The organism is Labrys sp. ALF-8, assembly GCF_059699065.1.
In genome coordinates this window covers 933,324-947,209 of record NZ_AP048538.1, presented here as the reverse complement: position 1 = coordinate 947,209, position 13,886 = coordinate 933,324, and the positions used below count along the sequence as shown (strand labels likewise).

Genomic DNA, 13,886 nt, shown 5'->3' with positions numbered 1-13,886 from the left:
TCCCGGCGGATAAACTGCCTTTGCCTTGAAAGAAAGCCATGATCGAGACCACTTTTGATCCCGCCAGCGTCGAGCCGCGCGTGTCCGCGGCTTGGGAAGAAGCGGGTGCCTTTCGTGCGGGCCGCGAAGACCGCAAGGGCGCTGCGCCCTATTCGATCGTGATCCCGCCGCCGAACGTCACCGGCTCGCTCCATATGGGCCACGCGCTCAACAACACGCTGCAGGACATCCTTTGCCGCTTCGAGCGCATGCGCGGCAAGGACGTGCTTTGGCAGCCAGGCACCGACCATGCGGGCATCGCCACTCAGATGGTGGTGGAGCGCCAGTTGCAGGAAAGGCAGATCCATCGCCGCGATATCGGCCGAGAAAAGTTCCTGGAGTATGTCTGGGCCTGGAAGGCCGAATCCGGCGGCACGATCGTCAACCAGCTGAAGCGCCTCGGCGCGTCCTGCGACTGGTCGCGGGAACGCTTCACCATGGACGAGGGCCTCTCCAAGGCCGTCATCGAGATCTTCGTGCGCATGAACGAGGCCGGCCTGATCTACAAGGACAAGCGCCTCGTCAACTGGGATCCCAAGCTGCTCACCGCCATCTCGGATCTCGAAGTGGTGCAGGAGGAGATCAACGGTCATCTGTGGCACTTCGCCTACCCGGTGGTGGACGAGGCCGGCAACGAGACGGGCGAGACCATTACGGTGGCGACGACCCGGCCGGAGACCATGCTCGGCGATACCGCCGTGGCCGTGCATCCTGAGGACGAGCGCTATACCCATCTGGTGGGGAAAAAGGTGAAGCTGCCGCTGGTCGGCCGCCTGATCCCGATTGTCGCCGATGAATATTCCGATCCCGAAAAGGGCACCGGCGCGGTGAAGATCACGCCGGCGCATGACTTCAACGACTTCGAGGTCGGCCGGCGCCATGATCTGGAGGTGATCAACATCTTCACCCCGGAGGCGCATCTCGACGACTCCGTGCCCGAGCCCTATCGCGGCCTCGAGCGTTTCGAGGCACGCAAGCGCATTGTGGCCGACATGGAAGCGGCCGGCCGCTTGGTGACGATCGAGAAGCACAAGCACCAGGTGCCGCATGGCGATCGTTCGGGCGTGCCGATCGAGCCGTTCCTGACCGACCAGTGGTACGTCAATGTGCGTCCCCTCGCCGACAGGGCGGTCGAGGCCGTGCGCCGCGGCGAGACCCGCTTCGTCCCGCAGAACTGGGAGAAAACCTTCTTCGACTGGCTGGAGAACATCCAGCCCTGGTGCGTCTCGCGCCAGCTGTGGTGGGGCCACCAGATCCCGGCCTGGTATGGACCGGACGGCGGCTACGTGATAGCCCGCGACGAGGCCGAGGCTCGCACCAAGGCCGATGCGAAATGGGGCGCGGGTTCGGCCATCACGCGCGACGAGGATGTGCTCGATACCTGGTTCTCCTCGGCGCTCTGGCCTTATTCGACCTTCGGCTGGCCCGACAAGACTCCGGAACTCGCCAAATACTATCCCACTTCCGTGGTGGTGACCGGCTTCGACATCATCTTCTTCTGGGTCGCTCGCATGATGATGACGGGCCTGTTCACCCAGAACGAAGTGCCGTTCCGCGACGTCTACATCCATGCCCTCGTTCGTGACGAGAAGGGGGCGAAGATGTCGAAGTCGAAGGGCAACGTGATGGACCCGCTCGACATCATCGACGGCATCGGGCTGGAGTCCCTCGTCGCCAAGCGTACCTCCGCGCTGGCGGACAAGCGTGACATCGTCCACGTGACCTCGGAGACCCGCAAGGCCTATCCGAACGGCATCGACCGCTATGGGGCCGACGCCCTGCGCTTCTTCCTCGCGGCGATGGCGGCGCCCGGACGCGACGTGAAGCTTTCGATCGATCGCGTGAAGGGGTATCGCAACTTCGGCACCAAGCTGTGGAATGCCACACGCTTTGCCGAGATGAAGGGCTGCGTACGCGATCCCAATTTCGACCCCAGGACCGCCAGGATCCCGCTTAACCGCTGGATCGCGGGAGAGGCGGAGAAAGCCGTTGGCGAGATCCAGCGCGCAATAGAGGCCTATCGTTTCAACGATGCCGCCGGGGCAGTCTATCGCTTCATCTGGAACGTCGTCTGCGACTGGTACGTCGAACTCTCCAAACCCCTTATCGACAATGGCGACGACGCGGCCAAGGCGGAGACGCGCGCCATGGTGGCCTTCGTCCTCGACCAGGCGACGTTGCTGCTGCATCCCTTCATGCCGTTCATCACGGAAGAGCTTTGGGCGGTGACGGCAGGTTCGGTGCCCAGGTCCACGCTCGCCGCCCTGACGGCGTGGCCTGATCTTGGCGGCCTGTTCAATGCAGAGGCGGACGAGGAGATCGGCTGGCTGGTCGATCTCGTCTCGCAGATCCGTTCTATCAAGACGGAAGTGGGCGTCCCCGGCGGTGCGCAGACGCCGCTGGTGATGGTCAATGCTTCGCCTGCCGTGGAGAAGCGGGTGGCCACCTATGGCGACACGCTGAAGTTCTTGGCCCGGATCAGCGAGATTTCCTTCGCGCCGGTGGCGCCCAAGGGATCGGTGCAGATCATCGCTCGTGGGGCTGTTGCCGCGTTGGCGCTGGAGGGCGTCATCGACATCGACGCGGAGAAGTCGCGTCTCAAGAAGGAAACGGACAAGATCGACGGCGAGATCGCCAAGATCAACGCCAAGCTGGGGAATCCCGATTTCATCTCCCGTGCCAAGGAAGAGGTGATCGAGGAAAACCGCGATCGTCTCGAGGAGGCGACCGCCCGGCGCGCCAAGCTGCAGGACGCATTGGCGGGCCTCTGACGGACAGCGCCAGGCGCTCCAGTTCCAGGAATGTCGCTCCCGTCGCCTCGGCATCACCGAAGCGGCGGGAGAGCAGCCTATTTGATGGCCGTACTTCCCGAAAAGTGGGTGTTATTTCTCCCACAGCGACGTAAAGCGCGTGTTCGACCCGACGGCATAGCCGTTGACCTGCTCCGGCCTGTAGCCCTGGGGCGGCAGATCGGCGTAAAGCTGCTGATATTGCGAGGGCGTCAGACCGTGCCGCGCCTGCCAGGCGGGAGGGTTGTCCTTGACGAAGATCGCCGCATACCGGGCGCTGCCGTTCACCCCATAGCCGCTGACGACGACAGGCCGGTACCCTTGCGCCGTCAATTGGTCGAAAGTCTGCTGGTAGTCCGCGCTGGTCAGTCCATGTCTGGCGGCCCAGGCTGGCTGGTTGGGTTTCTTGTGCCATACCGCGGCGAAGCGCGGATCCCCGCCGCCGCCATAGCCGCTCACCCAAACCGGCATGTAGCCCTGATGGGTGAGATCGTCGAACGCCTGCTGATACTGGGCAGCCGACAGGCCGTGGCGGGCAGCCCATGCAGGACCGTTCGGCAATTTGTGCCAGATGGAGGCGTAGAGATCGTGGCCGTTCACTGTATAGCCGTTCACAAGGACCGGCGTATATCCTTGTGGCGGCAGGTCGGCGAACAATTGCTGATGCTGCGCCGATGACAGTCCATGCCGCGCCAGCCATGCCGGATGTGCGGCATTCTTGCGCCAGATGGCTGCGTATCGGGCGTCGTTCCCATCCGCATAGCCACTGACACAGATGAGCTGCATTCCCTGATTACCGACCAGATCGTCGAATTTGGCTTGATATTGCTGGCCCGTAAGTCCGTGCCGAGCTTCCCAGCCACCTTCGCCATATTCGCCTCTGTACCAGAGTTCGACATTGCCATCCGTATTCGAGTTGCTGATGATCTTCGTGTGACCGCCGCATTCCGTGTGGGCGTCGTTGACGGTCCAGCTCAGATTGGGCGTCGCCGTTCCGGTCGAAATGGCAATGGAGCGCATGACCGTTTTGCTCGTAGCCGGATACTGCGAGCAATCGGTCACGCCATACGCCTCGAGCGTCTCGTTTGCCCAGGTCAACTCCTCGACCTGGCTGATCGGCAGCGTGGTGTTCGCAATCCCGTGAAACTCGCAGCTGTAATCGAACTTCGCGCCATTGTGACCAGTCAGGGTCATGATGCCGGCCAGCGTGTCGCCGACATTCACATCGATGAGGTCGGTGTGGAACGAAGGGCCGGTCTGGCCATCGGCATACCAGCTTGCAATCGACCACCGCTTGCCGCCGCCCGCGGCGGAAGGCCCCCATTGGAGGACCGGCTGATAGATCATCGTCGAGTTTTGAATGCCGTTGAACAGGAAGATGGTCTGGTCACCCTCCGTCTCGGGCGCAGGCGGCACCACCCACGTCGTGGCGAAGCGGGAGATCGGTTGGCCACTGTTGTTCGTCCAGCCCGAGTAGACGATCCACCCGTCGACGACCGGAAAGGGAACGACCTGCGGAGCTGCGAGCACGGTCGAGTTTGCGCGCACTCGCATTCTGGGCTTGGGAGGAAGCCTGCCCAGGAAGTTCCCTCCCGGGCGCTGCAGCAAGTCACTGGAAAGCGGTCTCGCGGGCGGCCCTGCCAGCTTCGAAAGGTTGGCAGGCATAAGGGGGGTCCTGGACACTTTCCTCTCGATACTCTCGAACTCGCGGACCAATTCGCCGTTCGATCGAGCCAGGACGATCTTGTTTTCCCGCATCTGCAGGATATGGCCGGTGGGGACATGGTGGACAAGTTCGGACGGCTTGTAACCGCCGGGCGTCAAGACCAGGTTCGCCATGATGTCGTGCTCCATCCATTTTGCGGAAGACTGTTGCGTGGTTAGGATCGACGATTGGTCGTGAACCCGTTTTCAGTGCGCCTCACGGGGAATGGGCAACATCTTATGTTCTTTGAAATTTACTTTTTAAATCGGTTCCAGCCAGTGTGCATTGACGAGAATATACTTTAACACTGCACTCCAAGGTGTGATTCTTGCGTGACACTCGTGGCGCTATAGGCCAGTAGATGCCGACGTCGTGGCGACATAAGTCGCCTCGAGACGAGCGCGCCGAAAATCTTGCGAACGGTACAAGCCGCCAAATTAGCGGCGACTATCCCTCGATCTGCTCGATCAGCGCCTCGAGTTCCGCGAGATTGCCGATCTCCCTGAACCTCGGCTCATGCGCCGGCGCTTCGGCGTGCTCGAACGCCCAGGTCAGTTCATGGGGGACATAGATGCCCCAGCTGCCCACTTCCAGCGCCGGGATTACATCCGACTTCAGCGAATTGCCGATCATCATGCTGTGGGCCGGTCCATCGCCGTGACGAGAGAAGGCCCTCTCATAGGTGGCCTTGTTCTTCTCGCTCACGATCTCCACGGCCTCGAAGAGACCCTGCAAGCCGGACTGCGCCACCTTGTTTTCCTGGTGAAAGAGGTCGCCCTTGGTGATCAGTACCAGGCGATACCGGCCGGCGAGTCGTTCCAACGTATCGCGGGCGCCCGGCAGAAGCTCGACGGGGTGGTGCAGCATCTGCTTGCCGGCATCGAGGATCCTGCCGAGCGTTTCAGCCGGCACCTTGCCCCCACTCACGGCGATCGCGGTTTCCATCATCGAGAAGGTGAAGGTCTTCATGCCGAAGCCGTGACTCACCACGTTGCGGCGCCCTGTATCGAGCAGGCGGGCAAGCAGCGTTTCGCGGTCGGCGAAATCCGCGAGCCACTCGATGAATCTCTCCTCGGCCTCGCGGAAATACTGCTCGTTCTGCCAGAGCGTGTCGTCGGCATCGAAGCCGATGGTCGTAAGCTGGGACATCTCGTCAAATCCAAACGCAGGCGCTACTCCATAGTCGGAAAAGCACCCCTCAGGCCAGCCCGTGTCGGATGCGGGCAAGGCCGCTCGGTCCGCCTCTTCCAACAATCATCCATACTGTTTTCCCGAGTCCAATGCCCTCCATGTCCCAGACCAAGCCCAACATCCTCGTCATCATGGTGGATCAGCTCGCGCCCGCGTTCCTGCCGGTGCACGGCTTCGATCTCGTCAAGGCTCCCAACATTTCGAAGCTGGCGGAACGCGGCGTCGTTTTCGACAGCGCTTACTGCAACTCGCCATTGTGTTCGCCCTCGCGCGCCGTGTTCATGAGCGGTCAATTGCCTTCCCGCTCCGGCGTCTATGACAATGCCGCCGAGTTCCGAGCCGATATACCGACCTGGGCCCACTATTTGCGCCGGGAAGGGTACCAAACCATTCTTTCGGGCAAAATGCATTTCTGCGGCCCCGACCAACTCCATGGATTCGAGGATCGGCTGACCACGGACATCTATCCTGCCGATTATGGTTGGACGCCCGATTGGGATCATCCCGAGGATCGGCCGAGCTGGTACCACAACATGTCTTCCGTTATGGACGCCGGCCTGTGCGTACGTACCAATCAGCTCGACTTCGACGACGAGGTGGTGTTCGCCGCCGAGCGCGCGCTCTACGATCACGTACGCAGCCCCGACAAGCGCCCCTTCTGCCTCGTAGCTTCACTGACCCACCCGCACGATCCTTATGCGATCACCGAGGAATTCTGGAACCTCTACCGCGACGATGAGATTCCGCTGCCCTCCCATGTCGTGCCGGCGGGCGAGCTCGACGCCCATTCGAAAAGGTTGCGCCATGTCTGCGACATGGACAATGCGGAGATCACCGAGCAGCAGATCCGGAATGCGCGCAGAGCCTATTTCGGTGCAATCTCCTATGTCGACAGCAATGTGGGCAAGCTGCTGAAGACACTCGAAGCAACAGGCCTGGCCGACGACACCATCGTTGTCTTTACCGGCGACCATGGCGAGATGCTCGGAGAACGGGGCATGTGGTATAAGATGAGCTGGTTCGAAGGCTCCGCCCGCGTGCCCCTCATCATCTCCGCGCCGGGGCGGTACCAGCCGCGCCGCGTGGCTGCCAGCGTGTCCCTGGTCGATATCCTCCCGACCCTGATCGACATGGCAAATCCGCAAGCTGCTGCCGCCCTGAGCGGCGTCGATGGGCGCAGCCTGCTGCCTCACTGCCGGGGGGAGGGCGGCCATGACGAGGTGATCGGCGAATATCTGGCCGAGGGTGCCATCGCGCCCGTGATGATGATTCGAAGGGGAGCTTTCAAATTCGTGCATTCCCCGGACGATCCCGACCAGCTCTACGACCTGTCGAACGATCCCGAAGAACTGGCCAATCTCGCGGATGACCCGGCGCACGCGGAGGTTCTCGAAGACTTCCGTAGGGAAGCGGCCGAACGCTGGAACCTCGTGGATATCGATGCTGCTGTTCGGGAAAGCCAGCGTCGCCGTAGAGTCGTCGACGCAGCCCTTACTTCGGGAAAACTAAATCCCTGGGATTTCCAGCCTTTCAAGGATGCTTCGAAACAATATATGCGCAACAGCATAGATCTTGATGATCTTGAAGCCATGGCCCGCTATCCACGGGTGAGGCCTTAACAACTATGGTTAATGCTTTGCCGCACTGTGTGGCAATCGCGCAACACGGATTTTAAGTCTTTCGTCCTTGGCACCCTTCCATCGACTTGGCCTAGATCCTGCCACAAACTGACCGCTGAATTCAGCCCACCGACGGACAGCCAGCTAAGGCCCGGACGCCGGCGGACGGTAGTGACAGTGGTTGAGTGGCGGTCAGACTTGGATATGGCTTTTCACAAACAGGCAGGGATTGGCGCCCTTGTTGCTTGCGGCAGCGACCGCGGCTTCAGGGAGATTTCGTTGCTGCCTGACGATGTCGTGAAAAAGCCATCAACTTTGCCGCTTTTCCATGTGGGCCGCCGTGAAGCGGTCAAAAAATCGGCAGAAGTTTCCTTTACTTCCTCCGCCATGACCGATGTTTCCATCATAGCCGACAGGCATTTCTCGGCGGACCTTGCGGGCAAGGGTCGCGGTGGCTTGCGCCGTGCCGGCAAATCGGCCTGGCTGCTCTCCTTCCTGCAGGCGAGCGGCCTGGGTGTTCTTCTCACGATCGGCTGTTGCCTCGGCGCACATGCCTTCGACGGCACGAAGACCCCGGCTGATGATCCGACTCCGATGGAGGCCTTCCGCTCTGGCACGCAGGCCTACAAGGCCGGCGACCTCTCCGGCGCCTCGCAGATGCTGGAATTCGCGGCCAGCAAGGGACATGCGCTTGCCCAGTGGAAGTTGGCGCGCATGTATTCGGAGGGCGACGGCGTCCCCCACGATGATCTGAAGGCCTTCCAGTATTACCAGGCTATCGTCGACGCCCATGGCGAAGACAGTCCCGATACCCCTCAGGCTCGCTTTGTTTCCAGTGCCATCGTGGCACTCGGCTCCTACTACCTGACCGGGATTCCCAATTCGCGTGTCCAGCCCAACGCTAGGCACGCCAACGAGATGTTCCAGTACGCTGCCACCTATTTCGGCGACAGCGACGCCCAGTACAATCTCGGCCGCATTTATCTCGACGGGAATGCCGCCCAGGGGCGTGACCCGATGATGGCGGCGCGATGGCTGCGCCTGGCCGCCGACAAGGGACATCACCCGGCTCAGGCCGTTCTGGGCCATGTGCTGTTTTCCGGCGATGACATGCCACGCCAGGCGGCCCGTGGCCTGATGTATCTTACTCTGGCCCGAGACGGTGCGTCCGGCGATCGCGACCAGTGGATCATCGATCTCTATAACGACGCTTTCGGCAAGGCCACTCCCGACGAGCGCGACATGTGCCTGACCTATCTGGCGCAGTTCCTCAAGGACCATTCCTGACGAAGCTCCCGACACGCGACAACGCACTGCCAAGGTGAAACGCTAGAGCTGGGTCACGCCGTGCCATCCGACCTTGGGATGGTCGATCAAGTTGCTGAAGTGGCTCTTGTAATAGGAAAACAGGCGGTCATACCCTCCCTCGTAGAGGGCTGCATGGCGCTCCAGCATTTCCAACGCTTCGGCGAAGGCGCCCTGGCGATATCGCCCCAGGATCTCCCCCTGTGCGTTTCGTAGCGCGACGAAGGCCGGGGTAGCCTGCCCTGTATGCAACGCGAACAGGCCGGTGACACCTTGCCGGCCGCGAACCGTCACGCGATCGATCTCCAGGAAGGGGAGACCGGCGGCCGCTTTGCTGGTTTCCTCCGTAACGACGATTTCAACGCCATAGACCTTGGTCAACGGTTCGATGCGCGCGGCAAGGTTAACCGCATCGCCCAGGGCGGAATATTCCAGGCGCTGCTCCGAACCGAGATTGCCGACACAGGCCTCGCCCGTATGGAGACCGATGCCGATCTGAATCGGCGGATCCTCGAAGCCGCGTGCCATGGCGGCAATGTCGAGTGCCGCCCGGCAGGCGAGCAGGGCGTGGTTGGGCATGTCGAGGGGGGCATTCCAGAACGCCATCATGCCATCGCCGATGAACTTGTCGATGGTGCCGCTGTGCTTGAGCACCGCTTCGGTGGCGGGCGTATGGATGCGGCGGATCAGCGACACCACGCCCTGCGGGGACTGGTTTTCGGCAATGCCGGTGAAGTTGCGCACATCCGAGAACATGATCGTCAGCTCACGGATCTCGCCGCCCAGCACGATGCGGTCCGGCGCCTCGACAAGGCGCTCCACGACGGCGGGCGTCACGAAGCGGCCGAACATGCTGCGCACCTCGGCACGACGATGCTCCGCCTCCTGATAGTGGTAGATCGTCGCCGCCAGGAAGACGGCCAGGATGCCGAGGCTCGGCATCACAGCGTCGAACAGCACACTCTCGCGCACAAAGAGGATCCACGACCAGGAGGCGAGCATGATCGGCATCGAAAGGCCCGCCGCCGCCGAGACCAGGGGCATGTTGCGGGTGCGCCGAAGGATCCAGGCCAGCAGGCCACCCAGCGAAAGGACGAGAAAGGCTTCAACGCCCTGCATCCAGTCCGGCCGCACCAAATTGGCCCCGGCGAGAATCTGCTCGACGATCTGCGCGTGGACCTCAACCCCGGGGATAGCCGGCTCGACCGCCGTGGTACGCTGATCCCGCAGGCCGATGGCGACGGCGCCGACGAAGACGATCCGGCCCCGCACGTCCTCAGGATTGAAGGAACCGTCGATCACTGATGAGGCGGATATCCATGAAGCCGGATCGGACTTGCGGGCAATCAGGCGGATCTCGCCATTGGCCTCGGTATCGACGATGATGTCGGCGGGCGGCGAACCGGCGTCACCGCCATCCTCCGAGGCGATCCGGATGGCGTTGACGCCTGACTCCGTGCCAAAGGCCGTCTGGCCACTGGCGTTGGACGAGCGCACCACGATCGTATTGGCGCGCAGGGCCACCCGGAGCGCTTCGAGCGACAGGGAAGGGGCAAGTTTGCCGCCTGCCGATATCAGCATCGGCACCTTGCGGATCACGCTGTCGGACTCGGGAATCCAGTTGATGGCGCCCACGCCCTGCGCGGTGTTGAAGAGTTGCGGGATCGGGGTTACTGCGCCGCTGAAGGCCGGCACGAAATCGATCGGATTGTCGCCCGCGATGCCAAACCCCGCCTTTGCATTGATCGGAGGACCAGTGTCACCACCGATGAAGCCCAGCACGACGGGCGAATGTTCCAGGGTCTTGGCGAGGACTGCGTCATAGGAGGCCGTCGTCGCCGACATCGCCTTCTCCAGTGCATTCCGCTCCTCGCTGGTCGGCAGCCTGTTGATCAACTGGTCCGGTGAATTCTGGTCAGGCTCGCTGAAGACGATGTCGAAGGCGATGGCGGCAGCGCCCGCATCGGTCAGCTTTTGGGTGAGAGTGGCAATGATGTCCCGCGACCAGGGGAACTGGCCGATCTTGGCCAACGACTTCTCGTCGATGACGACGATGCGCACCGGCGAATCGGGATCGTGGCGCTGAGCGTGAAGGCGCTGGTAGCCGTCGAAGACGATCTCACTGAGCCGGGGCAGCGGGTAGGGAGAAAAAAGGGTGAGAAGGCTGGCGATCAGAAGTGGCAACGCCACAACCAACGGATAGCCCAGAAAGCGTTTCAGTCGCATCTCGATGTCACGCTCATTTTCGGGCGTCCACCCTACCTCTGGAGGAAAGTACACTATTCTACCAGAGTTTTATGCGCGAAATCCCCTGTTCTAGCTCGGCTGGATGATCCGAAAGAGGCCACTTGAAGGAATATGTGAATGCGTCATGATGCATCTCGCATCCTATTCTACCTTCGCTCATCCTTCAGGCGGTTGCTTCGCTCCAACAGGTTCGCCGGCATGTTATTCTCGCGCCTCTTCTACCTGCCCGTATTCGGGGTGGTCGCCCCATTGCTGGCGGGAGCCCCGGCTTCCCTCGGAGCGGAGACAGTGGGGGATGCCGTCGGGGTTACACCCGCGGCAGTCGGAACCGTTTCCGGTGAACTCGGGGTGAACGTCGCCGTTTACCGTGATGAGACAGTGCGGACGGGCCCGTCCGGCGTCCTCGAAATCAAGTTCCTGGACCAGACCGGCCTGGCACTCGGCTCGAATTCCTCGGCCAAGCTCGACCGTTTCGTCTATTCGGGCGGCCAGGCCAAGGACGTCGTGATCGGGTTGTCCAAGGGCGTCTTCCGCTTCGCCACCGGGGTCTCGGCCAAGAAGGCCTACTGGATCCACACGCCTCTTGCGGGTATCGGCGTCCGCGGCACCAACTTCACGGCTGAGATCAGCGAGACCTATGAGCGCTTCACCATCTGGGAAGGCTCCATCGAAGTCTGTCCACGCGAGAGGGGCAAGACGGTCGAGCAGGAGCGCAAGCGCACGCGCTGCCCCGTTCTCAGCCGTCCCGGCGAAACGCTGACCGTCCTGCCGAGCGGAGGGACACGCCGGGGTGGGGCACCCGTGACCTTTGCGCTGAACTGCGCGGAAGCGGGTGCGGGCTCACAGCTATGCGGCCACTATGGCGGAGGGCGCCCGGGGCGCAACGGACAGAATCGGCCGGGCTTCAATTTCCCCACCTTCAATCCGCCACCTCGTCGTGGAGGGACCAACGGCCTGCAGTGATCTTGCAATGCCGTTCAGAGCGCGAGATCACAGCGAATCGGCACGTGGTCCGACGCTTTTTCCTGTCCCCGCATCGCCTTGTCGATGGCGCAGCCTTGTAGCCGAGCCGCTGCCTGGGGCGACAAGAGAAGATGGTCGATGCGGATGCCGTTGTCCTTCTGCCAGCCACCGCCCTGATAATCCCAGAACGTGAAGTGCCCAGGGCCCTCCTCGCACGCCCGGAAAGCATCCGTCAGCCCTAGCGCGAGCAATTCGCGAAACTTGCTCCGGCTCTGCAGCAGGAAGAGCGCATCGTTCACCCATTCGGCCGGGTTCTTGGCGTCCTCCGGGGTCGGGATGATGTTGTAGTCGCCCGCCATGACGAACGGCTCCTCGAGTGCCAGGAGGCCGGCGACGTGGATCCTCAGGCGCTCCATCCAGCGCAGCTTGTAGGGGTATTTCTCGGTGCCGACAGGATTCCCGTTGGGCAGGTAGATCGAAGCCACGCGCAATGCGCCGGAACTGGTGGAAATCACCGCTTCCAGATAGCGTGACTGTTCATCGCCGTCGTCGCCCGGCAAGCGGGCGTGCACTTCGTCAAACGGGTGCTTGGAGAGGATGGCTACGCCGTTGAATGTCTTCTGGCCATGTACGGCAACGTTATAGCCCAGCGCCTCGATTTCCAGGGACGGGAAGGCATCATCCAGGCACTTTATTTCCTGAAGGCAGACGACGTCCGGCTGCGCATCCCTGAGCCAGCCGAGCAGATGAGGAAGCCTCTGGCGGATCGAATTGACGTTCCAACTGGCTACACGCACGAGATCACACCGAGAAGCTGGTGCCACAGCCGCAAGCGGCCACGGCCTGCGGATTATTGATCTTGAAGGCGGAACCGATCAGATCCTCGACATAGTCGAGCTCCGCCCCTTCCATATATTGCTGGGACATCTCATCGATCAGCACCGTGGCGCCGTCTCTTGCGATGGCGAGATCGTCCTCATGGCGCTCGGTGTCGAAGACGAACTTATACTGGAAGCCCGAGCATCCTCCGCCTTCGACACTGATGCGCAGCATCGAGCCGGCAGGCTCGCCTTCGAGGATCTTGGCAATCCGGCGAGCGGCGCGCTCGCTGACGGAAACGGAATTGGTCATGTCTCTCTGCAACCTTGGTCGCTATCCGCCATGAAATTAGGCATGAAACGTCTTGCGTTCAATGCTTAAACCACACTCGGAGCGCATGGCAGCCCTCAGCGCCCGGCAGTAGCCTTCACCGGCACGCGCTCCAGGCACACGAGCAGCAGCAGTGTCGCCAACACAAGCACGATCGTGAGCGCCGCGCCGGAGAAGATGGCTCCCCGGTCAGTCTGGCTGAAAATGGCGACGGGCAAGGTGACCCATCCCGGGGGATAGACCATCACTGTGGCGCCGAGTTCGCCCATCGAGAGGGCGAAGCTGAGCCCGAAGGCAGCGATAAGGTAAGGCGCGACCAGCGGCAGAGTGACATGGCGCAGCCGGTAGGACGGGCGCGCACCAAGGCTCGATGCAACCTGCTCGTAGTCGGGCGCTAGTCGTGCGAGACCAGCGGAGACATTGCCGAAGGTGAAGGCCGAGATCAGTACGAAATGAGCGATCATCACGATGGCGACCGTGCCGTTCAGCAGAAGGGGGCGCTGGCTGAAGGCTACCAGCAGACCCAGGCCGACCGACACCGAGGGCACGGCGCTAGGGATGAAGAACAGCAGGCCCAGGAACTTCTGCAGATGCTCGCCCTGGATTCGAAGGGCGAGGGCGGCCCAGGTCCCCGTGACGAGCGCTAGCAGGCTTGCGAGCAGAGCGGTTACCAGGCTGGCCCAGACCGAGTCGCCGCTGGCGCCCGTGAAGACGTCCCCGTAATTCTCCAGCGTCACACCGCTTGGAAGCACTCCGTTCCATTGCTCGGCGAAGCTCGCCATCAGGATCACGGCGAGCGGCGCCAGGAAAAGGATGGCCAGAAGCACGGCACCGAAAGTCCAGATTGCGATACGGCCTGTGCGTGACCAGACAAGCATT

10 protein-coding genes are annotated in these 13,886 nt (G+C 62.0%); 4 read left to right on the top strand and 6 right to left on the bottom strand.

Annotation, left to right across the window (positions count from 1 at the left end; all coding sequences use genetic code 11):
• Nucleotides 1-38 precede the first annotated feature (38 nt).
• A complete protein-coding gene (locus AC6H34_RS24230) occupies nt 39-2,810 on the top strand; it encodes a valine--tRNA ligase (protein WP_497540495.1) in 2,772 nt (923 codons plus the stop codon).
• A 111-nt stretch (nt 2,811-2,921) separates the two neighbouring features.
• Here the strand turns inward: AC6H34_RS24230 and AC6H34_RS24225 are convergent, their stop codons facing one another.
• Together AC6H34_RS24225 and AC6H34_RS24220 are read right to left on the bottom strand one after the other, a co-directional pair.
• Entirely contained in the window at nt 2,922-4,667 is a 1,746-nt protein-coding gene (locus AC6H34_RS24225; protein WP_497540494.1) for a hypothetical protein, read from the bottom strand.
• A 313-nt stretch (nt 4,668-4,980) separates the two neighbouring features.
• Nucleotides 4,981-5,682 carry an HAD family hydrolase gene (locus AC6H34_RS24220; protein WP_497540493.1) on the bottom strand — a complete coding sequence of 234 codons (702 nt, stop codon included), beginning with the start codon at nt 5,680-5,682 and terminating at the stop codon, nt 4,981-4,983.
• Between the two features lie 140 nt (nt 5,683-5,822).
• On the opposite strand from AC6H34_RS24220, the gene betC reads away from it, so the two are divergent.
• Nucleotides 5,823-7,343 (top strand): choline-sulfatase, encoded by a 1,521-nt coding sequence (betC, locus tag AC6H34_RS24215; RefSeq protein WP_497540492.1) that lies wholly within the window; start codon nt 5,823-5,825, stop codon nt 7,341-7,343.
• Nucleotides 7,344-7,730: 387 nt separating this feature from the next.
• Nucleotides 7,731-8,630 carry a tetratricopeptide repeat protein gene (locus AC6H34_RS24210; RefSeq protein ID WP_448147504.1) on the top strand — a complete coding sequence of 300 codons (900 nt, stop codon included), beginning with the start codon at nt 7,731-7,733 and terminating at the stop codon, nt 8,628-8,630.
• A gap of 42 nt (nt 8,631-8,672) precedes the next feature.
• Here the strand turns inward: AC6H34_RS24210 and AC6H34_RS24205 are convergent, their stop codons facing one another.
• Complete coding sequence (locus AC6H34_RS24205; RefSeq protein WP_497540491.1) at nt 8,673-10,874, bottom strand: CHASE2 domain-containing protein; 2,202 nt, start codon at nt 10,872-10,874, stop codon at nt 8,673-8,675.
• A 219-nt stretch (nt 10,875-11,093) separates the two neighbouring features.
• Between AC6H34_RS24205 and AC6H34_RS24200 the strand changes: the two genes are divergently transcribed.
• Nucleotides 11,094-11,858 (top strand): FecR family protein, encoded by a 765-nt coding sequence (locus AC6H34_RS24200; protein WP_497540490.1) that lies wholly within the window; start codon nt 11,094-11,096, stop codon nt 11,856-11,858.
• A gap of 14 nt (nt 11,859-11,872) precedes the next feature.
• Here the strand turns inward: AC6H34_RS24200 and xth are convergent, their stop codons facing one another.
• From xth to AC6H34_RS24185, 3 genes are all read right to left on the bottom strand, one after another.
• Nucleotides 11,873-12,655: an exodeoxyribonuclease III gene (gene xth, locus AC6H34_RS24195; RefSeq protein WP_497540489.1), complete on the bottom strand. Its 783-nt coding sequence runs from the start codon at nt 12,653-12,655 to the stop codon at nt 11,873-11,875.
• 4 nt (nt 12,656-12,659) lie between these two features.
• Nucleotides 12,660-12,989, bottom strand: a complete 330-nt coding sequence (erpA, locus tag AC6H34_RS24190; protein ID WP_448147500.1) for an iron-sulfur cluster insertion protein ErpA — start codon at nt 12,987-12,989, stop codon at nt 12,660-12,662.
• A 95-nt stretch (nt 12,990-13,084) separates the two neighbouring features.
• Nucleotides 13,085-13,885, bottom strand: coding sequence for an ABC transporter permease subunit (locus AC6H34_RS24185; protein WP_497540488.1), 801 nt, complete (start codon nt 13,883-13,885; stop codon nt 13,085-13,087).
• Nucleotide 13,886 lies beyond the last annotated feature (1 nt).